Consider the following 22,897-nt stretch of genomic DNA (forward strand, 5'->3'; position numbering starts at 1 on the left):
CGGGCTACGCCCTCCCGACGCAACGACAAAACCGTAAAGCCCCGCGTTCAGCATAACCCGGCAGGAATCCACTTAAATCCAGCGGGGCGCTGTCCAAACAACCGGGGCCAGCTCTCTGCTTCAGTTCAGGGCCAGCGCCGTCATTTCCAAGGTTGCCGAAATAGAACTTAGCGGAGGCCAGCTTGTTCGAGCCGAAAGCTTCGATCCCCGCCGTCGGTGCTGGCGACGCACCAATGACCCCGTCTCCGTTCAAGTCCTGATGAAAACTGCTCTCGAAGGACACCAACGAAGCGTTTGTCCCTGACACACCACCGATCAAGTTGGAAATGTAGTTGCCATTGCTGTCGGTGCTCCATACCGAGTAGTTATCGGCGCTGTCCACTTTCCACGCTACCTGATATCCGGAGCCGATCTGCTCGACGCCGATAGGACTCCAACCGCCCGCCTGGCCCGCTCCACAAATGGAGAACTGTTGTATTTCAGTTCTGGGCCCGCGCCGCTACTAATGTTGTCGAGATAGAAATTACTGCCGACCTGGACCAGCTTGGTCGAACCGAAAGATTCGATCACCGCTGTCAGTGCCGTCGACGCTCCAATTACTCCGTCTCCGTTCAAGTCCTGATGAAAACCGCTCTCGAATGACACCAACGAGGCGCTTGAGCCCGACACGCCGCCGATCAGGTTAGAAATGTAATTGCCATTGCTGTCGGTGCTCCACACCGAATAGTTGTCAACGCCGCCCACTTTCCAGGCGACCTGATAGCCGGAGCCGGTCTGCTCGACGCCGATCGGGGTCCATCCGCCCGCCTGGCCGTCCACGAATGGCGAACCGTTGTATGTCAACTCCGGGCCTACGCTGCCGCTGCCGACCTCGCCAAAATAGAAATTAGAACCCACCTTGACCAGCTCTGTTGATCCGAAGGACTCAATCACCGTTCTCGATGGTGAACCAATGATACCGTCCCCATTCAGGTCTTGGTGAAAAGCGCTTTCGAATGACGCCAACGAAGCACTTGAGCCGGAGACGCCACCGATCACGTTGGAGATGTAGTTGCCGTTGCTATCGGTGCTCCACACTGAATAGTTATCGACGCCAATCACCTTCCAGGCCACCTGATAGCCGGAGCCGATCTGCTCAACTCCGATCGGAGTCCAGCTACCAAACTGCCCGGCTACATAAGCCGTGCCCTGATATTTCAGCGTTGGCCCTGTGCCGGCGCCAACCGGGTTAAGATTGTAGAGGCCGCCCGACTGGACAAGCGCAGTCGTGCCCATTGCTTCTATCGTGACAGGGATCAACGACGAGCTGGCGACCGTGCCATCTGCAAACTGAAGGTATTCAATGCCCGTGTCGGTATCCACGCCATCGGGCGATGGCACCACGCAAATCCGTGACGGTGAACGTCTGCGTGCTCGCATTGAACGAAATAGAATAGTTCGCCCTATTGCCCGAATACACCGCCGTATCGGTACCGGCGCCACCAATAATGGTGTCGTTGCCGCCACCGCCAGTGATCGTATCGTTGCCGGAGCCGCCGTTCAGTGCGTTGGCGATGACGTTCCCGATGATCGTGTCGTTGCCGGCCCCGCCGGTGGCGTTGTCGATGTAGGATCGCGCGTCGTTGTTGTAGAGATAGGCGTTGTAGACATTGCCCGAAGCGGAATGGCCGTTGCCGAGATTGGCCAGTTGCACCGACGAGAACAGTGACGACGCGCCGGGATTGAGATTGATGCCCAGGTTCGTCGTGTAGTTTGACAGATCGTAGGTATCGACGCCGCCGCCGTCCCACACCGTCTCGTAGATACGGTTGGCCGAGCCTCCGACGCCACCGCCCGGCGCGAGCTGTCCGACGCCGTTGATGAACTCCTGCCCCGTCGCCGGGTTCCAGCTGTAGACCGTGCTGCCGCTCTGGGTCGTGTAGTTCGCGCCGTACATCGTTTGTAGCGCGAGGATATCGTTGGCCATGTAGGTCTGCGGATATCCATACGCCTCGTTGGTATACCCGCTCGTGGTCGAAGCACCGACATAGCTGCGATAGCTCATGACGGTATATTCGCTGTCGTCGTGGGCCGTGGGAACTGCGACGTTAGCGACGCCGCCAGTTTCCTGACTGTGCTTGAGGCCAAGTGCATGACCGAGTTCGTGCAGCGCGGTCGTGAAATAGTAGTTGCCGAGCTGGGCCAGCGAGTAGTTATACTGTGTTCCAAACCACACATCGCCGCCGGATGCATAGTTGCCGGGGTAATAGGCATAGGAGGTCGGATTGGCTGAGGGCGATTGCGCGATCATGACGTCGGCGCCGTTGGTGCCTGCGTACTGGATGCTGGCGTTGGTGTAGCCAAGGATCAACCCGATCGCGTAGTTGATCGCGGCCTGCATCTGGCTGGGCGCTGAAGCAAAGCCTGAGGTCGTCGGCTCGCTGTTGCCGCCCGTGTATGGATTCGCGTAGTCGCCAGGCGCGTCGGGAAAGCTGTAGGTGATGGTGCCCGACCATTTGTAGCCTGACAGCATACCGTCGATATCGCTGTTATTGGACTTGCTGATCGTGACTGCGTTGGCCATTGGACTCTCCAGAGCAGCTAGGCACGCTCGACGTAAGGCGCAGAATGCTCATTCTAGCTTCAGAGGTATACGTTCGGTTTAATTTTAGCGGTCGCGGCGCCACCTCGGTCATAATACCTGCCATGTATCGGATTCCGTAATTATACGGACCATGGGTGGAAGCCAGATCTCGGTTTCGGCGTAGGGAAGTCATGAGAATATACCTGTTCGCGGCTGGCCTTTGTGGGGCTCTGACAGCGATGGCCGAGCTGCATCCGCCGCTCTTCGGAAGAAGAGTGCCTGTCACGGTCGGAAAAGCCGGCGCTGATGGGAGCAGCAAGGCTGGTCCAATGCGTCGGTGAAGGTGCAAACGCCGGGGTCCGGCCGACCGGTCTTGCGTCCGATATCGAGCGCGCCATCCTCGCCTCATCGTCCTGCTCAAATCGTATCTCGCGGTCTGCGTCGGGCGCGCGCCTGAATCACGCGATCTCCTCGCAGGCGCGCATCTCCGAGATTCTGGTGCTGCCGCGCTAGACGGTCCGTCACCTGACTTTCAAGCCTACCTCCGCCAGCAATTGATCCGTTGATTTATATCGCTTTACGATATATTTTCGCCGCCGTCCGGCCTGAGCGGCCGGCTCCGTCATCATTACAATTGCGTTATTCTCCGATCGGACCAAGATGCCACGCTCCATCCCCGCCAATTCCCTGCCGCGCCTCGGCGACTTCACGACAGACCGGCGTGTTCTGATGCTGGTCGCCATGGCCGTCTTCGCCGGCGGCGCGGCGACGGCGTGGCTGTTGCTGCATGCCATCGCGCTCGCCACCAATGCGGTATGGCTGCATACGCTGAGCGCGCAGACGCTCTCGCTGTCGGGCTTGAAGCCCGGCGTCTGGATGGTGGCGGCCCCGGCCCTCGGCGGCCTCGTCATCGGCTTGATGGCGCGCTTTGGCTCAGAGAGGATTCGCGGCCACGGCATTCCCGAGGCGATCGAGGCCATCCTCATCGGCGGCAGCCGTCTCCAGCCGAAGGTCGCCGTCCTCAAACCGCTGTCGTCGGCGATCTCGATCGGTACCGGCGGCCCGTTCGGCGCCGAGGGCCCGATCATCATGACCGGCGGCGCCGTCGGCTCTCTCTTCGCGCAATGCTTCCACCTCACCGCCGCCGAGCGCAAGGCGCTGCTGGTCGCCGGTGCGACCGCGGGTATGACGGCGATCTTCGGAACCCCGGTCGCCGCCGTCCTGCTTGCCGTCGAACTTCTCCTGTTCGAGCTGAAGCCGCGCAGCCTGATTCCCGTGATCGCCGCCTGCGTGGTCTCGTCGGCACTGCGACCGTGGCTGATCGGCAGCGGCGCGCTGTTCCCGTTCGCCGGCCAGCTCGATTTGCCGTGGTGGGGACCGCTTGCCTGCGTCGGCATTGGCATCGCGGCAGGCTTGCAATCGGGATTGCTGACCACCCTCCTGTACAAGGCCGAGGACATCTTCGGCCATCTCCCAATTCACTGGATGTGGTGGCCGGCGATCGGCGGATTGCTCGTCGGTGCCGGCAGCCTGATCGAGCCACGCGCGCTCGGTGTCGGTTACGATATCATCGGCGACCTGCTCAACGACAACATTGCGGTATCGGCCACGGTCCTGATCCTGCTCGTGAAGTCTGCGATCTGGATCGTTGCCCTGGCATCGGGCACCTCCGGCGGCGTCCTCGCGCCGCTTCTCATTTTCGGCGGCTGCGCCGGCTGGCTCGAAGGACAGCTGCTGCCGGGCCCGCATGGTGCGTGGGCACTCATCGGCATGGCCGCAATGATGGGCGGCACCATGCGCTCGCCGCTGACCGCGATCCTGTTCGCCGTCGAGCTGACCGGCGAATTTGCGATGATGGGACCGCTTCTGATTGCCACGACCGCTGCTTATGCGCTCACCGTGTTACTGCTCAAGCGCTCGATCCTCACCGAAAAGATCGCGCGGCGCGGCCAGCACGTCGTGCGCGAATACGGCATCGACCCCTTCGACCTGCTTCGCGTGAGCGAAGTGATGGTGAAGGATGTCGATACCCTGCCCGCAACCATGACCGTCGGCGAAGCGGTATCGTTTTTCTCCCACGGGGAACGACGTCACAAGTCCTATCCGCTGATCGACGCCGGCGGAGGGGTCTCCGGTCTCGTCGGCCGCTCGGACGTGCTGCGGTGGCGCGCGGAAAGCGCCGATGGTCGCGCCACCCTGTTCGACTGCGCATCAGACCGCTCGCTCACGCTCGGCTATCCGGACGAGCCCGTCTCGCATGTTGCCGATCGGATGGTTCTGGCCGACGTCGGGCGGGTGCCGATCGTCGAGCGCGCGACCGGGCATCTCGTCGGCTTGGTTGCCCGCAAGGACCTCCTGCGCATTCGCGCCACCGCGAGATCGGTCGAGACACGGCGGTCCGCTTTCTTCGGCCCCGTCCGCCGTGAGCCGTCACGTCACGCGACCGTCCTCGACGACGCGCCGACAACCTGATCGAGCTGGTCGAGCGAGAATTTGCGCAGGTCTCTGCCCTCGCGCAGCGCCTTGTACCAGTCGACGGTGAGCCGCAACCCCTGCGTCAGATCGAGCCGCGGCGTCCAGCCGACCTCACTCCGTGCCTTGGCGCAGTCGAGCCTGAGATAGGCGGCCTCGTGCGGATGCGGGCCCGCGTCGGCGGTCCAGCGCGCACCCTCGCCCCACTGCGCGATCAGATGTTCGACCACGGCTCCCACAGGCACCTCGCTTGCGGCGTCAGGGCCGAAATTCCAGCCGCCGATGAAACGCCCGTCGGCCGCCAGCCGCTCGACCAGCGTCAGATAGCCCAGCACCGGATCGAGCGCGTGCTGCCAGGGCCGCACCGAGTTGGGATTGCGAATCCGCAACGGCTCGCCCGCAAGGAACGCCTGCATCGCGTCCGGAACGAGACGGTCGCGCGCCCAGTCGCCACCGCCGAAGACATTGCCGGCCCGCGCGGTCGCGACGCGCGCCGCACCCGGAGCCTTGAAGAAGCTGTGGCGATAGGAGTGCGTCACCAGCTCGGCGCAGGCCTTGCTGTTGCTGTAGGGATCGTCGCCGCCGAGCCGATCGACCTCACGGAAGGCGACGCCCGCCCCGTTGTTCTCGTAGCACTTGTCGCTGGTGACATTCAGGATAACCCGCACCGAACGCAGCTGCCGTGCCGCCTCCAGCACGTGCACCGTGCCCATCACATTGGTCGCAAAGGTCTCGACCGGCTCCTCGTAAGACGGGCGCACCAGCGCTTGCGCCGCCATGTGAATGACGATGTCGGGCTCGGCCTCAGTCATTGCGGCGCGCAAGGCGGAGAGATCGCGAATGTCGGCGATGCGCTGCCTGATCTCGTCGGCGATGCGCGCCGTCACGAACAACGAGGATGGATGCGTCGGCTCGAGCGCGTAGCCGTAGACGCTGGCGCCGAGGCGGCGCAGCAACAGCGAGGCCCATGCCCCCTTGAAACCGGTGTGCCCGGTCAGAAAAACCTTCTTGCCGCGCCAGAATGCGGGATCCGTCACCAGACTCTCCATTTGGCGCGGTGGTTCGCCCATTCGCCCTCGAGGAAGTTGCGATCACGCAGCGAATCCATCGGGTGCCAGAAGCCGGGATGCACATAGGCGCGGAGATCGTCCCCACTCACGAGCTGCTCCATCGGCTCGCGCTCCCAGATCGTCTTGTCGCCTGCGATGAGCTCGCCGACCGACGGCGACAGCAGGAAGAAGCCGCCATTGATCCAGCCGCCGTCGTCGTTCGGCTTCTCCTCGAAATTGACGACCCGATCACCCTCGATCGCAACCGCGCCGAAGCGTTTTGCAGGCCGCACCACCGAGACGGTGGCGCGCCGCCCATGCGCCTTGTGGAAAGCGATCTCGGCGGCGAGGTCGATGTCGGCAACGCCGTCGCCATAGGTCAACGCAAAGAAGGGCTCGTTCGCGACGTAAGGAAGCACCCGCTTCAGCCGCCCGCCGGTCTGGGTGTCCTCGCCGGTGTCGACCAGCGTGACGCGCCAGGGCTCGGCGGTTTCGCGATGCACCTCCATCCGGTTTTCGGCCATATGAAAGGTCACGTCGGACATGTGCAGGAAGTAGTTCGCGAAGTACTCCTTGATCATGTAGCCCCGGTAACCAAGACAGATCACGAAGTCATTGAAGCCATAATGACTGTAGATCTTCATGATGTGCCAGAGGATCGGACGGCCGCCGATCTCGACCATCGGCTTCGGACGGGTGCTGGTTTCCTCGGCGATACGGGTGCCGAGACCTCCGGCAAGAATTACGACCTTCATTGATCTCTCCAGTCGGGAACACGCATTCTTGGCAACTTCTATACAAACCGGCGGCAACCGGGAAAATCCATCTCAGCGAGAGGTTTAAAGGCAATATCTCAGCTTGAGCAACCCTCTTGGCATTTCCCGTATAGCCGCATGACGCTGACAGCCTCTCCGAGAACCGATCGTGCCGTTAAATGGCTATGAGACTGCCGAATCTTCGTGGGCTCGGGGGCAGCGCTTCATCGGGTAGCACGCCTGCGAAAGGCCGCTCGAGGCTAGCGCCAAGGACGGGTCAGCTGACAGACAATTCACCGGCAGCCGGCGCCACATCGCTCTGTTCGAGCGGTCCGGCACGACATCATTGTACTACTCTAAGGTGCCGTTGACGCTAGCGTCAACCTTGGCCTGCTCAGCCGAGCCAATTCGTTACCAGTGCGCCCCGTGCAGACCAACAAGACCTCGGTGCAGGACGTCATCAACATGCTAGGCCTCGCCAAGCGACCGAAAACGCGAATCTGCCAGGCCACAACCAGCGAATATCCGCGAGCGCGCCGAGAAGGTCATCGAGCCCTCGGGCTCGCGCTCCAAGCTGGTGTTCAAGCCGCTGCCTGCCGCAGGACACCCGCGCCAGCGCCAATCCGCTGGCACTGCACGGTGTCCTCATCACCAGCAGACCGCGCCGAACTCGGCGGGCTGCGCAATTACCTGGTCTTCAAGCGTCGCGCTCACGGCGCCAACGCCGCAAAGTTGCGGAGCGCGATCGACGGCTATGTAGAGCAGCTGAATTCTAGGCTACGGCCGCTTTGGAAGCCGTGAAGCTCGGTCTTCGGCTAAGCAGATCGGTGACTGCTGGTAAGCTCTTACACAATTCGCGTACATCCGCTTCTCTATCAGGTAGTCGAAAAGGCTGAACACGGCGAGTAGCGCAAGCCTCACGCCCGCTACCATCGCAGCCGAACAAATCACCGCGTGCTGCACCGGCGACGTAATGGAGAACTTCTGACTAAAGCAGCCTGCTGTTTGGACCGATAAATAGCGGGTTCCGATTGAGTATGAATTCAGTGTCCGCCCGCACTCGAGGAACGTCCAAGCAGTATCTTCGTTCCGCGCGCGGAACTATCTGCAAATGGCGCAATTCCGCAGATTCGAATGAATGCTCCAAAATCGAACTAGCGCACCTCCCGATTGATGTTTGCTAGTGTGGCAACTGTCGGAATTGGCTCAACGCCCCTCACGCGCGGACAGCAACCCGTAAATTCCCCAGGAAGGCACGCCGGCGCGAGCAGGCGGGTCCCGGCTTACGCGCCGTTCAAGGCACCAGTGCATCAGCGGTAGCCGGTAGCGCGCGGGCAGAAGGCCCATCAGGCACACTCGCCGTCCTGGCCCTGCGCAACCGTGCTTCATCAGGCTGCCGCAGCGTTTCGTATTGATCTCCTGCAGCACGCTGCCTCACGTGCTGCTCAACACCCCTCTCTCGGTCGCCATGCTCACCCACGGCACCGCGATTCTCTTCCTGCTCCGGTACGTGATGCCGCGAAGCATCTTCGCGCAGCAGGCAGCTACCGACTAGCGCTTTCCCGCATTCTGCATCACGTCCGCGGTCAGCCGGACGAAATCCGCAACGAACGCCTTCACGCGCTGCTCGACGTCAGGCAGCAGCCTCCGGACGGTCGCAGGATCCGCTGATTGCGCGGCCTCTGCCATGTGATCGGCCAAGGCCGCAGAATCGCGAATACCGAAATACCGGGCGCGGCCCTCGGTCTGTTCGCGATGCACATCGAGGTCAGACAGCAGCATCGGGACACCAAACGACTTTGCCTCCTCGACGGTGGTGCTCCACCCCTCGCACTCCGACGGATTGATCAGCGCCACCGATGCGCGCAGGAGCGCGTAGACATGGTCCAGCGGAATCATTCCGAGGTGCCGAAAATTCTTCTCCAGGCCGCGCGCATCGACCTCCCGCATCATCGTGTCGAAAAGATCGGGCTCGCGGAAGTCCAGCGGGCTCCCCGACGCCGCGACCACGACGTCCAGCCCCCGGCGTTTCAACAGGCCGAGCGCATCGACGACGAGTTGATGATTTTTGTGACGCCAGAACTGGTTTGGCAGATAGAAATAGCGCCGCGGCAAGCCGTAGCTTGCGATCACCTCGGACGGATTCGTGGTCAGCAGGCCGGCCGGCGGCTCGGTCGCGAACCGGACCACGGAGACACCGTTCGACAAGCTTGGATAAAATCGTTTGAGGTCGCCGAGCGCGGTGGCACTGCTCAACATGATGTGGCGGCCGGACGCAAGCTGGACCCGAAAGCCGATATCACGCCGCCAATAGGCGCTCCTGGAGAAAAGATGCGGAAGCAGGCGGTGCTGGAAATCCGGAAACCAGGCGACCGCCGGTAACGGCAGGCGCCAGCCGAAGAAGCGCGCGGATTCGAACACCAGGTCGATCTTGCGAATCCTGAACTCGGCGACGGCGGGTCCGTCCAGGCCAAAGGCGATCGCGCGGGCGAGATCCGTCGCACGGGCAAGACCAGTCGCTGCGTGATCGAACACCGGCGAGCGCACGACCTCGACGGCGGGAATACCTGCCAGCGCCGCAATCTCCTCGGCATCATCGGCCGTTCCAGCAAACAGCACGGGCGTCACGGCGCCGGGCGCGTACCTGTTGAGCGTATCGAACAGGTTGCGTTGATAGTTGTAGCCTCCCGCCCATAGGCGGCGTGGAATGTTGGTGAATGCGATCCGCACCGGCGCCGCCTCAGGCACGGGCCTGGCCCCTGAACCATTCAACGTAGTCGGCGAGGCCCCGCTCCAGCGGAATGCGCCAATCGAAATTCATATCGCGTACGCGCCCGTTGTCAGCCAGCAGACTCGTCGGATCCCCCGGGCGCGCGACGCCGGAAAACTGCAGGGCCGTGCTGCTCCCCCAATGCCCGATCAGGCCATTGGCAATCTCGGCCACGCTCACGCCGCGCCCCGAGCCGCCATTGATCACGCCAAAATCGTTCTGCCACGGCGCTTCCGCGACGCGCGCCAGCAAGCGAACGACGTCGCGAACGTCGGTCCAGTCCCTGATCTCAGCCCCCGTCCCTCCGAGATTAAGCGTGCGCTGCTCGCTCCGCAGCCGCGAGCAGATATCCCAGAGCACCTGCTTGCGAAGGTTGGGACCGTAAACCGAGAACAATCGCACGACCATGCAGCGAACGTCGAAACTCTGGACGTAGCTGTGACACAGCTGCTCCATCATCCGCTTGTGGTGGCCGTAGGGCGACATCGGCGCCAGCGCCGCGCTTTCGGGAATCGGACCGGTGTGATCGGCACCGTAGACCGCCGCGCTCGACACCACCACCAGCCGGCTCGCGGGCGCAAAGCTTCGAAGCCATTCAAGCAGGCGCGCCGTACTGGCTACGGTCCGCGAAAAATCCTCGAACGGACGCTCTATCGACAATCCGACGGACGATCCACCGGCGAGGTGGAAGACGTGCGACGGCAGTCCGTGCGCAGCAGCGAGCGCATTCAGGTTGGCCGCGTCGACCTCGCCATTGATCCAGGTCTGCAAGCCGAGCCCCCGCGCATCGCCCGGATCGAGTGCACCATGACCGACACCATGCACCGCATGCCCGCTGCCCGCCAGCTCGCGGACGAGATGGCGGCCGATGAACCCGTTCGCGCCGGTAACCCACATCGACATCGCTAGACCTTGTGACAGACGAACGAATAGAGCCGGCCAGGCCGGTGGTCGAAGCGCTCGGCAAACGAGAGCAGGGAGGCGAACACGCGCTGCGAGGCAAACGCGGCGCGCCACAGCGGAGCAACCGGAATCTTCCGCGTCAACTTCTCGACCGCCGCGGATCGCAGCGTCTGCGCCGTATACGGGAACAGATTGATGGGGCTTTGGAGCGGCGCCAGCGTCTCGACGGCAAAGCCGGCCGATTTCAGCGCGCCGGTATAGCGGTCGAGCAGGTAGGCATGCTCGCCGCCGTAGAGGTGATGCAGCGGGTGCTGATCGAGGAATTGCTGAAGATCGCTTTCCTTGCTGATCACGTGCTCGCGCGCGGCGATCAGCATGCCGCCGGGGCGGAGCACACGAAACATCTCGCGGCAGGCACCCTCGAGATCGCGCGTGTGATGCAGCACGGCACGCGCAAACACGACATCGAACGTTCTGTCGGCGAACGGCAGGCGCTCGGAGAACTCCTCGACCACGCGGATCGGCAGCTTCGCCTGCGCCGCGAGATCGCGGATTGCCGCAGCGCCAACGATCGCGCTGCCATCGGGCTCGAGCGCGGTCACCTCAAATCCGCTCCGGGCCAGTGCATAGCTCGCAATGCCGCGACCGGCGCCGACGTCAAGTGCCGAGCCGGAGCGACCGGACAGCAACGCCGCAACAGCCTGCCATTCGGTGCCTCGAAAATAGCGCTCTGCAGCCGCAGCCAGCGGATCGTCATAGAAGGCGTCACGCACGAGCTGGCCCTGATCCGGCTGATTGCGCAGCCAGAGCACGGCTTCTTCCCACGTTCGGAATTGTCGATCACCGGTCATCCGAGCGGAGCTCCCGTGCGAGAGCCTGTCGTTCCGCCGAGTCGTTAGCATTCAGCATGCGAATGACGCGCGCCGGGTTTCCTGCAACGAGAGCATAAGGCGGAACGTCGCGCGTCACGACGGAGCACGCAGCAACGACGGCGCCCTCCCCGATCGTCACTCCCTTCAGAACAGTGACATTGAATCCGATCCACGACTTGTCGGCGACCACCACCGGTGCGGTGGGAACGTGAGTCCAGGCCTTCTGGTTGCGGGCCCAATCACGTACGTCGTTGCGTCGCAGATCCCACTCTAGACTATGCGAATCGTGATCGACGATGGTGGCGCCCCACGATACCAGCACGTCATCTCCGATTGAGACGCTGCGAAAGCAGATCAGATTGGACAGACCAATATAGGTCCGGCTGCCAATACGAATGTCAGCCCCTCCGTCCTCGAAAATGATATTGGCATGAACGATAGACTCGTCGCCAATCGTCAGCCGGTTGCCCCGAACACGACGCAGCCGCCGCCAAGCCACCGACGTTCCCCGCCCGAGCGTGACCGTGCCGGATCGCCAGCTTTTCCACCCCAGCAGGATATCCAAGCCGCGGATTGGGAGTGAAGCAGCCATCACACCAGCCTTGCCCTCGCAACATCGGTCACAGCGCGGCCGACCGCTGTTGCGCCATCACTCATGAGCGTCACGGCAAATCCACCGACGTGCATGCTTGCTCCTAGAGACGGCTCACGAGGCTTCTAAATAGAGCCCACTGCTGCTGTTTACTATACAAATCTCGGACCGCGGCTCGACCTCGTTCGGCCTTGGCCTTGATCTCAGTCCAGTTGTTTAGGGACGTCTCGATCTGGGCAAGGCAGTCGCTGCCGCCCGCATAAGTCACGATTGTCTCGGAATCCATTCCCCCAGGATAGCGCCCGGCGTCCGACACCAGCAACGCGCCACATCCCATCGCCTCAAAGCAACGCATATTGCCGCGATCGCTGCCCGACATGTCGATCGCGCCGTTCAGCACAATCTTGGCCGAGCCGAGCAGGTCATAGAGATCTCTCCCGAACACCGGCGGCTGGGCAATTTTGGCGACCGCCTCTGGACGCCGGTGCTGTCGCAGCGGCAGCAATCGTCCAATCGCGCTCTCTGCGAGCCTGGTCAGGCGCGACGCATCGAGACAAAGCACGATGTTGCGACCGCCCGCGAGACGCGCGACCTGCTCCAGCGTCCTCGCACGTGCCCGATGGTGCCTCGAGTAGCCGCCGACGAAGACGACATCGATCGGACGTTCGCCGTGGCCATACTCGTCCATCACCGGATCATGCGCCGGAAAGAACGACTCGGCTCGGCATCCTTTGTCGCGCCACATGTCGAGAATCGACGGAAAGTTCCCAAGCACGGCGGCATAGGCCGTGAAATCGGCGTTTCCCGACGGCGCCGCGCGCCAGCACAATGCGGTTTTCACGCAACCCGGCAGCTTGGCGACGAACGCGCTCGGGTAGCGCACGGGATCGAGGTTGTAGAACACCTCGGTGGCGTGATGCTCGATCTGCGCAAGCAGGATGGCCTCGAGCGTCGGCTCGCCCGACATACCCTGCTCACGCGCCCAGCGGCGCTGCAGGACCGCGTCGTCGCCGTTGGTGAAGAAGGCCTCCGGCGATCCATCGAGCACCGGCTGCAGGAAATGCGATGCACCGAAACGATCATTTAGGAACACGTCTCGACGTTCCGAGAAACTTTGGGTGCTCATCGCGAGCTGGTTCAGCCGCGGCAGATAAGATGGGTAAAGGCCGTAATTTTGGAAAAGGCGCATCGTTCAGGCGTACCTTGCCAACATCCATTTCATGTTCAGATACGGCCAGATCCGCCCGACCGCCTCCCAGTCCCACGTCTTCGACGCTGTCAGACGGCCGACCGCTTTGCGCAAGGCAGCTTCATTCACCAGTTCGGCAAACGCCGGCACATCTTGGTCGAGCAGATCTGCCATCCAGCCGGCCAAAGGTCCGTTCAACCATTCGGGCATCGGCGAATTGAAGCCGACCTTGCGGCGCGCCGTCCTGATCGATTCCGGCATCAGATTGGCCATCGCCCGCCGGGCGACCGCCTTAGTATAGCCGTCTGCCGACTTGCTGCTCTCGGGAAGTGCCATCGTGTAGGTCACCAGGCGCCAGTCCATGAAGGGCATGCGGACTTCGATGCCGTGGGCCATCGAGAGACGATCGAAGTTGCGCAGGATGGTGGGCAGCACCGTGCTGTGAAACATGCGGTACAGCCGCCGGTTCAGGCCGCCCCATTCACGCGGCAGCACATCCTCCTCGGCGACCAGCGGAAGCAAGGCGGGAAGATCGCGCAGGCCGCCACGCAGGAAATAGACGCCCTTGCGCTTCAGGGCCAGCATGCGCAGGACATCCACGCCGCACCGCGCCAGCGACGATCGCGAAGCTAGGTCTTCCGTCGCGTTCCGGATCCGAAACCCTAGCGCCTGTCCTTCCTGCATATAGGCGCCCATCAATTCGTCGGCCCCGTGGCCGTCGAGCGACACCGTCACCTCGCTTTGCCTCAATTGCCGATAGATGAGCCACACGGCGCTGGGCAACCCGATATAGACATCGTCGAGGTCGTCGAGAATCCGGTCGAGGTCGGTCAGCGCGTCGCCCTGCCCGATTTCGAGGAAAGTGGGCTCGACCTTCGCCCAGGCCGCAGCCTCCTCGGCCATCGGCCTCTCGTCGTTCGAGGCGCCCGGGAACGTTGCGACGAAAGCATGCCGCCACGCGGTGCTATCGCGCGGCCCCATCCCGGCCCGCTCGTGCGCGGCCATGGTGCAGATCACCGCCGATGAATCGAAGCCGCCGGACAAGCAGGTTCCGATCGGCACGTCGCTGCGCATCCGCAAGGCCACGGCATCCTGGAACAGTTCGCGGAAACGATCGACACGCTCGGCTTCAGTGACCGGCACGGCCGGCAGATGGTCTACGGTCCGCCACCACCGGCGGACACTGACCTTGCCCTGGCGCAGCCACATGCAATGACCGGCCTGCAGACGGCGAACCTGCCGAAACAAGGTTCGTTCACTTCCCTCGATCCCGAAGGCGTCGAGCAACAGCCGGCGCGCCACGTCCATGTCGACGGAAGCATCGATCAGTCCGCTGCGCACCAGCGCCCGCTGCTCAGAGGCAAAAACAAATCGCTCCGGCGACATCGCATAGAGCAACGGCTTGATGCCGAAGCGATCGCGCGCGAGGAACAATTCGCGCGTGCTTGTGTCGAAGATCGCCAGGGCCCACATGCCATTGAAGCGCGGCAGCATGTCTTCCCGCCAGGCTTCCCATGCGGCCAGGATCACTTCGGTATCGGACTGGCTGCGGAAGACCGCGCCTTGCGCCTCGAGCTCGCGGCGCAGCTCGAGAAAATTGTAGATCTCGCCGTTGAAGACAATGACGTAGCGGCCGTCCGACGACAACATCGGCTGATAGCCGCCCTCGCCGGGATCGATGATCGCAAGGCGCCGGTGGCCGAATGCGAGAGTCCGGTCCGCACTGAACCAGATCCCTTCGCCGAACGGACCACGATGCGCGATCAGGCTGGTCAGCCGCGAGATGTCGGCCGGCTCGACCGCATTGCCGCGCAAATTGACGATTCCGGCGATTCCGCACATATCCTAGATGGCCTTCAGGGGCACGAAGCGACTGACAATGGCCCGCAGGTCCTGCCAGCAGGCATTTCGATACGGTCCGAGCTGCGACGCGGCAACTTCGACGACAAAGATGATCGCAGCTGTCAGCGACGAGACGACGCCCACGGACCACCAGGACGGCGCAAGCTGGAACAGTGCACGGTCGAGACCGTAGCGCAGCGCCAGCGCCGTCGCGATTCCGATGCCAAGCGGTATCAGTACGCAATGGACGACGCGCGACCAGATGCCGGGAAGATCAAAACTGCGGCGCAACAGCACGACGATGGTCGTGATCTGCGCGATCATGCCGGCGCAGGCGCTCCAGCCTGCGGCTTGCCATCCGAAGCTTGGCAGGACGATCGCACTAGTGACGAGGGTGACGACACCGGTAACCAGCGCGATGAGCGCGTTGGAGCGCGAGCGTGCCTGCGCCAGCAGATAAAAGCCGAACACGTTCGCACTGGATCCGAGGATGCCGGCAATCGCCAATACGACGAGCACCCGCGCAGCCTCGGCCGCGACCTCGGCACCGGTCCAGACATGCAGCAGCGGACCGGCCACGGGGATCAATGCGCCAAGGGCACTTGCGGCCAGGACGTTCAGAATCCACGACGATCGGAACAGTAGATCGACCTTGCGATCCTCGCTCTCCTTCTGCAACGTGCTGAAGAACGGAAACAGGATCTCCCCGACCTTGAGGATGCCGATATAGGTCGCCTCCTGCAGACGCTGCGCAACACCGTAGAAGCCGACGAATTGCGGTTGCAGCAGCGCGCCAAGCAAATATCGATCGGCCTGCCCCGCAAGCAGCGCACCACCCTGCGCGGCGACTTGCCAACCGCCCAGCCGAACCAATTTGCCGAGCGCCTCGCGGTGCAGCGCGGGCGGAGCGAGCCATTGGCCCATGCCACGGGACCAGACCAGAGCCATCAGCAGACCGGTTGCAAACCCGAGCGCCTGACAGCCGAGAAAAGTCGAGGCATGTGGCGCGGCGGGGATGAGCAGCAGCATCGAAAGCGTCGAGATCAATGTGCTGACAATGCCGATCGAGGCAATCCGGCGATAGTCCTGCCGCGCGGTGAACAACGACACGAAGACCGCCGACACGCATTGGCACAACCAGCCCGCACTGGCCAATGCGAAGGCCAGTCCAAGATCGTCGGCCGCGGGACCTGCCAGATGAAAGCCGAGACGCGCCAGCGGGGCTCCGGCAACCCAAAAGAAAATGGTGATCAGGCCGCCAGCAGCAGTCGCGACCGCGATCGCCGTTGCAAACAGGCGCCGCGCATCATCGCGGTCGGATGGCTCCAGTCGCAGCGCAAGCTCTCGCGCCGTCGACAGTCCGAGTGCGTTGCTGAACACGAGCGCGGGCGCAACGCAGGCGGTCACAAGACCCGCGACACCGAACGCGGCGAGACCGAGGCGAGCGATCACGAAGGGCAGGATGGCCAGGTTCAGCACCACGGCCACGACGAAGGCCACCGCATTCCACGCCGAATTCCCCAGCAGATCGGGCGGTCTTTTCTTTAACGCCATGCCAGCCACCCGGCCTTCACCCCGCAACGCCTTCGCTACCGCGCCGATCAGGGCTCCCCCTGGGTATCGCGAAACCGGGCTAGCAGCCAGCACGCGGAATGTCGATAGGTTCGCAGAACGGCAGCCGCCCGGCGGCGCGGGGCAGATTCGATTGCCCTTTCAGGCCTATCGGGCGTGTGGTTCGATCCGGGAAAGGCGCGGTTCAGAGGCCGTCCGACTCGCCGTTTTTCGGCGTCGAGCGGGGCGTGAACGGGGCAAATGACGGTCCGTTCGTGGTCGGGACGATCATCTTGCTCTCCGCACCCGCGGAATTGGTCGTCGCGGGGGCGGAGGGCCCGCATCCGGCCGTTACAGCCCCAGCACCTCGCTGCGCTCGCCGAGCTTGAGCGTCACCTCGCGCGGCTCGACCGCGGTCAGCGACCGGCCACCGAGCGATTCGCCTTGCCGCAATCGCACGACCTTCTGGTCGATCCGATTGAGGAAGATCGCGATTGTGTCGCCCTCGCCGACCACGGCGCCGACCAGCAGCAATGGCGACGGCGCCTCGACCGGCACGGGCGGTGGAGGCGGCTGCGCCTCTTCCACCGGAGCCGCGGCAACGGCGCGGGGCGGCGGCCGGCGCGACGCCGAGAAGATCGGGCGCTCCTGGGTGACGGTCAGCGCCGAGAACGGCACCGACCACAGCGGATTGCCGCGGGGGATCGGCTTGCTCGCAGTCTGCGACGGCCGCGCGATCGGCCTCATGGTGCCGACATCAAGGCTTTCGGCGGCGCTGGGCGCGGCATCGCCGGACAGGATGTCCATGCGTGACCAAGTGGCAGCCGCGGTCTCGGCAATGCCCAGGATCATGCTCAAAATCCAACATGACGCGGCAGCCGCGCCCAAGATGACCAATCCCGTCGGTTTCAGCCCCCGGACATCTTTAATTCCCTTGCGAATGGTTGCCACGCCAGCACGCGGCAAGCCTCGCCCACCAGACTAGCCCGTCCTATTCGTGAGAGTGCGGCTTTTGGGCCCGATTGATGCGGCCGCACATCTTGTCTGACGAGGCGCACAGGATTGCCTTCGGCTTTTCGCCGCCTGACGACCGGTACTTTGCAACGCGCTTGAGGGATGGGTTGGGCGAACGGGGGCGGACGCCCCGCCGGTCAAGGACCGAGCGGCAGCAGCGCGCCGGGCAAGCCGCAGATCAGGTCGGCTTCGGGACATGCCGCGGCAAACGCAAGGCGAATGCGGCTCGTGGTCTCGACGACACGGGCGGCGATTTTCAAGAGCCGAAGACGCAGCGTCGCGAACTCGGCAGCGGCCAATTCCCGGGCTTTGGGAATGGCGTCGCGCACGGTCAGCATCAGCCAATAAGCGGCCGTATGGAGCACGAGACGGACCTGGTTGGCGAGCGCCGAACGGCAGCTGGTGCGATCGGAGGCGAGCTGCGTCTTATGCAGCTTGATCAGATTCTCGGCTTGGCCGCGCGCGCAATACAGGCTGTCGTAGATCCACTCGGCCGAGCCGACATCGAGGCTGGTGACGACGAAGCGGATGTCGAGGCCGAGCATCGTCGCCTCAATACGGGCGACAGTGCGCCGTTCGCGATCCCAGGACTTTGCCTTGTGGCGCGTCTCGGTATAGCCACGCAGAACCGGCAGGTTCTCGATGGCGCGTCGCGTGCGGATGTCGTCGGCGACCTCGTCGACTTTTCTGGCGAGAGGCTTGGTGCCGGACAGACCGAAGATGTAGTCGATGCCGTTGGTCTCGCACCACGCCATGGCCTCCGGCCGGGCATAGTGCCCGTCGCCACGGAACGTAATTTGCGTGTTGTGCCATCGCGTCCGGATATGCCGTACCAGGCGGCGCAGATGGGCACGCACCTCGACGCCGCCCGGCGTCTTGCCGGGCCGCAGCACGACGGCCACGGGCCGGCTCTTCTCCGTGTCGTAGACGTGGATCGGCAGGAAGCAGCGTTCGTCATAATGAGCGTTGAACAGCGAGAGCTGCTGATGGCCGTGGACGACGTCGCAGGTATCATCGATGTCGAGCGTGACGGATGCCGGCTCGCGCGGGTAGCTATCCATCCATGCGTCGACCAAAGTGTAGGTCAGCCGGATCACGTCGCGCAGGCGCGGAGCATTCTCCAGCCGCGACAGCGTCGGCTGGGAACACAAATCCCGGCCCGTGTCCGGTAGGCGACCGCAGGCCAGCTTGAATGCCGGATCGGACCGCAGATGATCGAGGTCGTCGGCGTCCTCGTAGCCGCAGCAGATCGCGAACATGCGCGCGCGGAACATATCGACCAGGCTGTGCACGACCCGCGTCGGATCGCGCCGATCCGGGAACACCCGGGCCAAATTGTCGGCCAAACCGAGACGCCGCTCGGCCATCGCCAGAAGCATCACGCCCCCGTTCGAGGTTAGGCGCCCACCATCGAAGGCAGCTGTGACTTTCTTGGCGTGAACGGCTGGAAACGAGAAGGGCGGAATCGTATCGTCGGTCATGGCGGGCGTGGCGTTCGCGGTTGGAGGTGATGGGGTTGGCTTCGCAACCGAATCCTACGCCGCATCAGCGCTTTACCCCTCAGGCGCACTCTTACGAATAAGACGGGTTAAGTTGAAGAAAGATTGAGTGACTCCCGATCATTTCTGTGCCGAAACGTGGAGTCGCGGTCGTGCCGCGTCCAAAGAAACCGGCGCGAGCGGCCTATTAGACGCGGTAGGTGATCAGCCTCCGAAACGAGACTATCAAGCATGAAGAGATCGAGCGCGAGGCAGAGGTTTTATTTGTGTTGAATTCTTGCTTCTCGATAGTGGTCTGAAATCGTATCATCGGTCATGGCGGGCGTGGCGTTCGCGGTTGAAGGTGATGGGGTGGCTTCGCAACCGAATCCTACGCCGCATCAGCGCTTTACACCACGCTCGCCAGCCTCTCAGGCGCCCTCTCGCGAATAAGACGGGCTAGTTACGATGCGCCCCCGCCATCAAACCGGCACCGGTTTGATCCCAAGCCCGACTGCTGTCCATCAGCTTCCTGCCATGTTGCAACGTGTGAGAGTGTTGCCCAACGGCCACGATCATTGAAATTGCACGCGGAACAGTTGGGAACCCGGCGCAAATAAGCCTTGCTGCCATCGGCCGTATAGATCTGCGCCTTGATGCTGCTGCCGCTGCTGTCGCCGCCGGTCTGGCTGAAATCGTACCAGGTCACGACAAAGCCGCCATTGGGCAGCGCCGAGATGGTTGGCTTGAGCTGGTCGGAGGCCGTCGCGGTGTTGACCAGGAATTCGCTGCTGACCTTGCTGCCATCAGCCGCAAACATCTGCGCCTTGACGCTGGTCGCTTCGTCATCGCCGAGCGTTCCGCTCAGATCTTCCCAGGTCACCACAAACCCGCCATTGGCCAGCCCCGTGATGGTTGCGTTGTCCTGGCTGCCGCCGGTTTTCGAGTTTTTTTAACGGCCGCCGAGAGCCAGGGAGGCCGAGGCGTCAGACGGTCGATGCTCGCGGCTTGGCGCCCATTCCGGGCCTGGGCGATCTCTCTGCGCGTCATCTTGGTGGTCACGGCGTCGCGGAGCGTTGCCGGAGGCGGAATGGCCGTTGCCGAGATTGGCCAGTTGAACCGACGAGAACAGTGACGACGCGCCGGGATTGAGATTGATGCCCAGGTTCGTCGTGTAGTTGGACAGATCGTAGGTATCGACGCCACCGCCGTCCCAGACCGTCTCGTAGATGCGGTTGGCCGAGCCGCCAGCGCCGCCGCCCGGCGCGAGCTGCCCGACCCCGTTGATAATCTCCTGCCCAGTCGTCGGGCTCCAAGCATAGACCATGTTGCTGCTCTGCGTGGTGTAGTTCGCGCCGTACATTGCCTGGAGTGCAAGGATATCGTTGGCCATGTAGGTCTGCGTATACCCGTAGGCCTCGTTGGTATAGCCGCTTGTCGTCGATGCACCGACATAGCTGCGATAGCTCATGACGGTATATTCGCTGTCGTCGTGGCCGCTCGGCACCGCAACATTGGCGGGGCCGCCAGCCTCCTGGCTGTGCTTGAGCCCGAGGGCGTGGCCGAGTTCGTGCAGCGCGGTCGTGAAATAGTAGTTGCCGAGCTTGGCCAGCGAGTAATTGTATTGGGTCCCGAACTACACGTCGCCGCCCGACGCATAATTACCGGGGTAGTAGGCGTAGGAGGTCGGATTGGCTGAGGGCGATTGCGCGATCATGATGTCGGCGCCGTTGGTCCCTGCGTACTGGATGCTGGTGTTGGTGTAGCCGAGGATCAACCCGATCGCGTAGTTGATCGCGGTCTGCATCTGCGCCGGGGCAGAGGCAAAGCCTGAGTTCGTCGGCTCGCCGTCGCCGCCCGTGTATGGATTCGCTTAGTCGCCAGGCACGTCCGGAAAGCTGTAGGTGATCGCGTCGGACCATTTGGAGCCCGACAGCAGGCCGTCGATCTCGGCGTTGTTGGTGGCACTAACGGTGTCAGAGGTGGCCAATGTACTCTCCGGGGTGACGCGTCGCGCGTCATTCCGGGCACTGGCGGCTGATTCTAGCTCCGGGGGTAAACGTTTGTCTTAAGCTTGTGTCCGTGCCTGGCCCCCTTCCGTAAGGCTGCACTGGCCATCAAATTCCGTAGTCATACGGTGCCGAAGACAGATTGCGGGTTCCGCCTGAGACTATGTTTTGTAAGGGAAGTGATGAAACTCGGCCCATTGTCAGCCGGACTGATCGGTGCCCTGGCGGTGCTCGCCGGGCCGGATCGTCTGCCCATCGGAGAACAGCCTGTCATGGTCGGGAAAGCCAAGGCGGACGACAGCGCCAAGGACAAGGCGGGAGGCACCCCCTCCATGCCCATGGGCCGCGATCCCTCCGCGGCGGTGGCGGAGGAATACGAAGCCGCCCGCCGGAAGGGAACGCGGGAGGCGCTCGAGCTCTTCCTTGCGCGGCACGGTGATGATCCGCAGTCCGAGCAAGCGCGCGCCGAGCTGAAGCGCCTGTCGCGCTGACCCCTTCGTGCAGCGCAGCAAGCCGCGTCAGGCATTGCATTTCGACAGGCGGCATCCGCGCAGGCCCAGACTTGTCGCATGATGTTTCAGCACTATGGTATCCCCGCAATCTGTCCTGGAGCCTCTCAAGATGCCCTTTCCGCATGCCTCGGAAGCCCTGTCGCGCTTCACCGTGCTCGATCTGACCCGTGTCCGGTCCGGACCCACCTGCGTGCGGCAGCTTTCGGACTGGGGCGCCAACGTCGTCAAGATCGACGCGCTGACCGAGGATGCCGGCGGCGAGCAGCCCGGCGGGCCGCGGCGGGGTTCCGACTTCCAGAATTTGCACCGCAACAAGCGGGCGATGACGCTGAATTTGAAGGACGAGCGCGGGCTCGCCGTGTTCAAGCGCTTGGCCGCCAAGGCCGATGTCGTGGTCGAGAATTTCCGTCCCGACGTGAAGAAGAAGCTCAACATCGACTATGAGACCCTGCGCGAGATCAATCCGCGTATCGTCTATGGCAGCATCTCCGGCTTCGGCCAGGACGGGCCCTACCACAAGCGCCCCGGCTTCGATCAGATCGCCCAGGGCATGGGTGGGCTGATGTCGATCACGGGCGCGCCGGGCGAAGGGCCGATGAGGGTCGGCATTCCCGTCGCCGACCTCACGGCCGGCTTGTTCTGCGCCATGGGCATCCTCACCGCGCTGCTCGAGCGCGAGGTGTCCGGCAAGGGCCAGTGGGTGCAGACCTCGCTGCTGCAAGCGCAGATTTTCATGCTCGACTTCCAGGCCGCGCGCTGGCTGATGGAGAAGGAAGTCGCCAAGCAGGCCGGCAACAACCATCCGACCAGCATCCCGACCGGCGTGTTCAAGACCTCGGACGGTTACATCAACATCGCCACCACGGGCGGACGGATCTGGGAGCGTTGCGCGCAGGCGATCGGCGCGCCGGAGCTCTACAGTGATCCCGACTATGCGACCGCGCCGGCCCGCTCCAAGAATCGCGACGCGCTCAACGCCAAGATCGAGGAGCGCACGGTCACGAAGTCGACCGAGACCTGGGTCCGCGAGTTCAACGATGCCGGCGTGCCCTGCGGACCAATCTACGCCATCGACCAGATGTTCGAGGACGCGCAGGTCAAACATCTCGGCATCGCGCAGGACGTGCCGAACGACGAGGACCGCCACATCCGCCTGGTCGGCCAACCCGTCACGCTGTCGCGCACGCCGAGCAAGATGGTGGCGCGGCCGCCGGAATTCGGCGAGCACACCGACGAGGTCTTGAAGGAGTTCGGCCTCAGTTCAGACGAGATCGCGACGCTCCGGAACGCCAAGGTGGTGTGAAGAACGGCTGCGTCTCAACAGCC

At 63.2% G+C, this 22,897-nt stretch carries 16 protein-coding genes and 2 pseudogenes; 4 read left to right on the top strand and 14 right to left on the bottom strand.

Annotated features, from left to right (window positions below):
• Positions 1 to 4: 4 nt before the first annotated feature.
• Positions 5 to 2,563, bottom strand: a pseudogene (locus J4G43_RS56110) (M10 family metallopeptidase C-terminal domain-containing protein).
• A gap of 306 nt (positions 2,564 to 2,869) precedes the next feature.
• Here J4G43_RS56110 and J4G43_RS35765 point away from each other — a divergent pair.
• Entirely contained in the window at positions 2,870 to 3,076 is a 207-nt protein-coding gene (locus J4G43_RS35765; protein ID WP_208087798.1) for a hypothetical protein, read from the top strand.
• Positions 3,077 to 3,223: 147 nt separating this feature from the next.
• Positions 3,224 to 5,035, top strand: a complete 1,812-nt coding sequence (locus J4G43_RS35770) for a chloride channel protein (protein ID WP_208087799.1) — start codon at positions 3,224 to 3,226, stop codon at positions 5,033 to 5,035.
• Here the strand turns inward: J4G43_RS35770 and rfbG are convergent.
• The 13 genes and pseudogenes from rfbG to J4G43_RS35840 all read right to left on the bottom strand — a co-directional run.
• Positions 4,999 to 6,072, bottom strand: coding sequence for a CDP-glucose 4,6-dehydratase (gene rfbG, locus J4G43_RS35775; RefSeq protein ID WP_080584045.1), 1,074 nt, complete (start codon positions 6,070 to 6,072; stop codon positions 4,999 to 5,001). The genes J4G43_RS35770 and rfbG overlap by 37 nt on opposite strands.
• Positions 6,069 to 6,839 carry a glucose-1-phosphate cytidylyltransferase gene (gene rfbF, locus J4G43_RS35780; RefSeq protein ID WP_038957498.1) on the bottom strand — a complete coding sequence of 257 codons (771 nt, stop codon included), beginning with the start codon at positions 6,837 to 6,839 and terminating at the stop codon, positions 6,069 to 6,071. Before rfbF ends, rfbG begins: the two co-directional genes overlap by 4 nt.
• 1,551 nt (positions 6,840 to 8,390) lie before the next feature.
• On the bottom strand, positions 8,391 to 9,587 hold the full coding sequence (locus J4G43_RS35790; RefSeq protein ID WP_208087800.1) for a glycosyltransferase family 4 protein: 1,197 nt from the start codon (positions 9,585 to 9,587) through the stop codon (positions 8,391 to 8,393).
• The gene (locus J4G43_RS35795) at positions 9,580 to 10,512 is read right to left on the bottom strand and encodes an NAD-dependent epimerase/dehydratase family protein (protein WP_038957496.1); all 933 of its coding nucleotides are present in this window, start codon (positions 10,510 to 10,512) and stop codon (positions 9,580 to 9,582) included. The genes J4G43_RS35790 and J4G43_RS35795 overlap by 8 nt, the downstream gene beginning before the upstream one ends.
• A gap of 2 nt (positions 10,513 to 10,514) precedes the next feature.
• Positions 10,515 to 11,363: a class I SAM-dependent methyltransferase gene (locus J4G43_RS35800; RefSeq protein ID WP_063982146.1), complete on the bottom strand. Its 849-nt coding sequence runs from the start codon at positions 11,361 to 11,363 to the stop codon at positions 10,515 to 10,517.
• Entirely contained in the window at positions 11,353 to 11,976 is a 624-nt protein-coding gene (locus J4G43_RS55705) for an acyltransferase (RefSeq protein ID WP_063712108.1), read from the bottom strand. Before J4G43_RS55705 ends, J4G43_RS35800 begins: the two co-directional genes overlap by 11 nt.
• A 103-nt stretch (positions 11,977 to 12,079) precedes the next feature.
• The gene (locus J4G43_RS35810; RefSeq protein ID WP_225005305.1) at positions 12,080 to 13,069 is read right to left on the bottom strand and encodes a glycosyltransferase family protein; all 990 of its coding nucleotides are present in this window, start codon (positions 13,067 to 13,069) and stop codon (positions 12,080 to 12,082) included.
• A 99-nt stretch (positions 13,070 to 13,168) separates the two neighbouring features.
• Positions 13,169 to 15,007: an asparagine synthase (glutamine-hydrolyzing) gene (gene asnB / locus J4G43_RS35815; RefSeq protein ID WP_063982144.1), complete on the bottom strand. Its 1,839-nt coding sequence runs from the start codon at positions 15,005 to 15,007 to the stop codon at positions 13,169 to 13,171.
• Between the two features lie 3 nt (positions 15,008 to 15,010).
• Positions 15,011 to 16,561, bottom strand: a complete 1,551-nt coding sequence (locus J4G43_RS35820) for a lipopolysaccharide biosynthesis protein (RefSeq protein ID WP_210387386.1) — start codon at positions 16,559 to 16,561, stop codon at positions 15,011 to 15,013.
• 348 nt (positions 16,562 to 16,909) lie between these two features.
• Positions 16,910 to 17,410: a hypothetical protein gene (locus J4G43_RS35825; RefSeq protein WP_225005307.1), complete on the bottom strand. Its 501-nt coding sequence runs from the start codon at positions 17,408 to 17,410 to the stop codon at positions 16,910 to 16,912.
• A gap of 299 nt (positions 17,411 to 17,709) precedes the next feature.
• Positions 17,710 to 19,053, bottom strand: a complete 1,344-nt coding sequence (locus tag J4G43_RS35830; RefSeq protein ID WP_060907906.1) for an IS1380-like element ISBdi2 family transposase — start codon at positions 19,051 to 19,053, stop codon at positions 17,710 to 17,712.
• 460 nt (positions 19,054 to 19,513) lie between these two features.
• Positions 19,514 to 19,870, bottom strand: coding sequence for a hypothetical protein (locus J4G43_RS35835; RefSeq protein WP_208087803.1), 357 nt, complete (start codon positions 19,868 to 19,870; stop codon positions 19,514 to 19,516).
• A gap of 219 nt (positions 19,871 to 20,089) precedes the next feature.
• Positions 20,090 to 21,040: pseudogene (locus J4G43_RS35840) on the bottom strand (M10 family metallopeptidase); the annotation flags it as partial.
• A 201-nt stretch (positions 21,041 to 21,241) separates the two neighbouring features.
• Here J4G43_RS35840 and J4G43_RS35845 point away from each other — a divergent pair.
• Together J4G43_RS35845 and J4G43_RS35850 are read left to right on the top strand one after the other, a co-directional pair.
• Positions 21,242 to 21,550 (top strand): hypothetical protein, encoded by a 309-nt coding sequence (locus J4G43_RS35845; protein WP_038957490.1) that lies wholly within the window; start codon positions 21,242 to 21,244, stop codon positions 21,548 to 21,550.
• A gap of 130 nt (positions 21,551 to 21,680) precedes the next feature.
• Positions 21,681 to 22,874 carry a CaiB/BaiF CoA transferase family protein gene (locus J4G43_RS35850; protein ID WP_208087804.1) on the top strand — a complete coding sequence of 398 codons (1,194 nt, stop codon included), beginning with the start codon at positions 21,681 to 21,683 and terminating at the stop codon, positions 22,872 to 22,874.
• The last annotated feature ends 23 nt before the right edge of the window (positions 22,875 to 22,897 follow it).

The organism is Bradyrhizobium barranii subsp. barranii, from assembly GCF_017565645.3.
Classification (GTDB): Bacteria; Pseudomonadota; Alphaproteobacteria; order Rhizobiales; family Xanthobacteraceae; genus Bradyrhizobium; species Bradyrhizobium barranii.

Bases quoted from the DNA above. Each gene is read 5' to 3' on its own strand.
- J4G43_RS35765 (WP_208087798.1), top strand. From the start codon at position 2,870: ATGGGAGCAGCAAGGCTGGTCCAATGCGTCGGTGAAGGTGCAAACGCC.
- asnB (WP_063982144.1), bottom strand. From the start codon at position 15,007: ATGTGCGGAATCGCCGGAATCGTCAATTTGCGCGGCAATGCGGTCGAG.
- J4G43_RS35820 (WP_210387386.1), bottom strand. From the start codon at position 16,561: ATGGCGTTAAAGAAAAGACCGCCCGATCTGCTGGGGAATTCGGCGTGG.
- J4G43_RS35770 (WP_208087799.1), top strand. From the start codon at position 3,224: ATGCCACGCTCCATCCCCGCCAATTCCCTGCCGCGCCTCGGCGACTTC.
- J4G43_RS35825 (WP_225005307.1), bottom strand. From the start codon at position 17,410: ATGATCCTGGGCATTGCCGAGACCGCGGCTGCCACTTGGTCACGCATG.
- J4G43_RS35830 (WP_060907906.1), bottom strand. From the start codon at position 19,053: ATGACCGACGATACGATTCCGCCCTTCTCGTTTCCAGCCGTTCACGCC.
- J4G43_RS35800 (WP_063982146.1), bottom strand. From the start codon at position 11,363: ATGACCGGTGATCGACAATTCCGAACGTGGGAAGAAGCCGTGCTCTGG.
- J4G43_RS35795 (WP_038957496.1), bottom strand. From the start codon at position 10,512: ATGTCGATGTGGGTTACCGGCGCGAACGGGTTCATCGGCCGCCATCTC.
- rfbF (WP_038957498.1), bottom strand. From the start codon at position 6,839: ATGAAGGTCGTAATTCTTGCCGGAGGTCTCGGCACCCGTATCGCCGAG.
- J4G43_RS35835 (WP_208087803.1), bottom strand. From the start codon at position 19,870: ATGTTTGCGGCTGATGGCAGCAAGGTCAGCAGCGAATTCCTGGTCAAC.
- J4G43_RS35850 (WP_208087804.1), top strand. From the start codon at position 21,681: ATGCCCTTTCCGCATGCCTCGGAAGCCCTGTCGCGCTTCACCGTGCTC.
- J4G43_RS55705 (WP_063712108.1), bottom strand. From the start codon at position 11,976: ATGGCTGCTTCACTCCCAATCCGCGGCTTGGATATCCTGCTGGGGTGG.
- J4G43_RS35845 (WP_038957490.1), top strand. From the start codon at position 21,242: ATGAAACTCGGCCCATTGTCAGCCGGACTGATCGGTGCCCTGGCGGTG.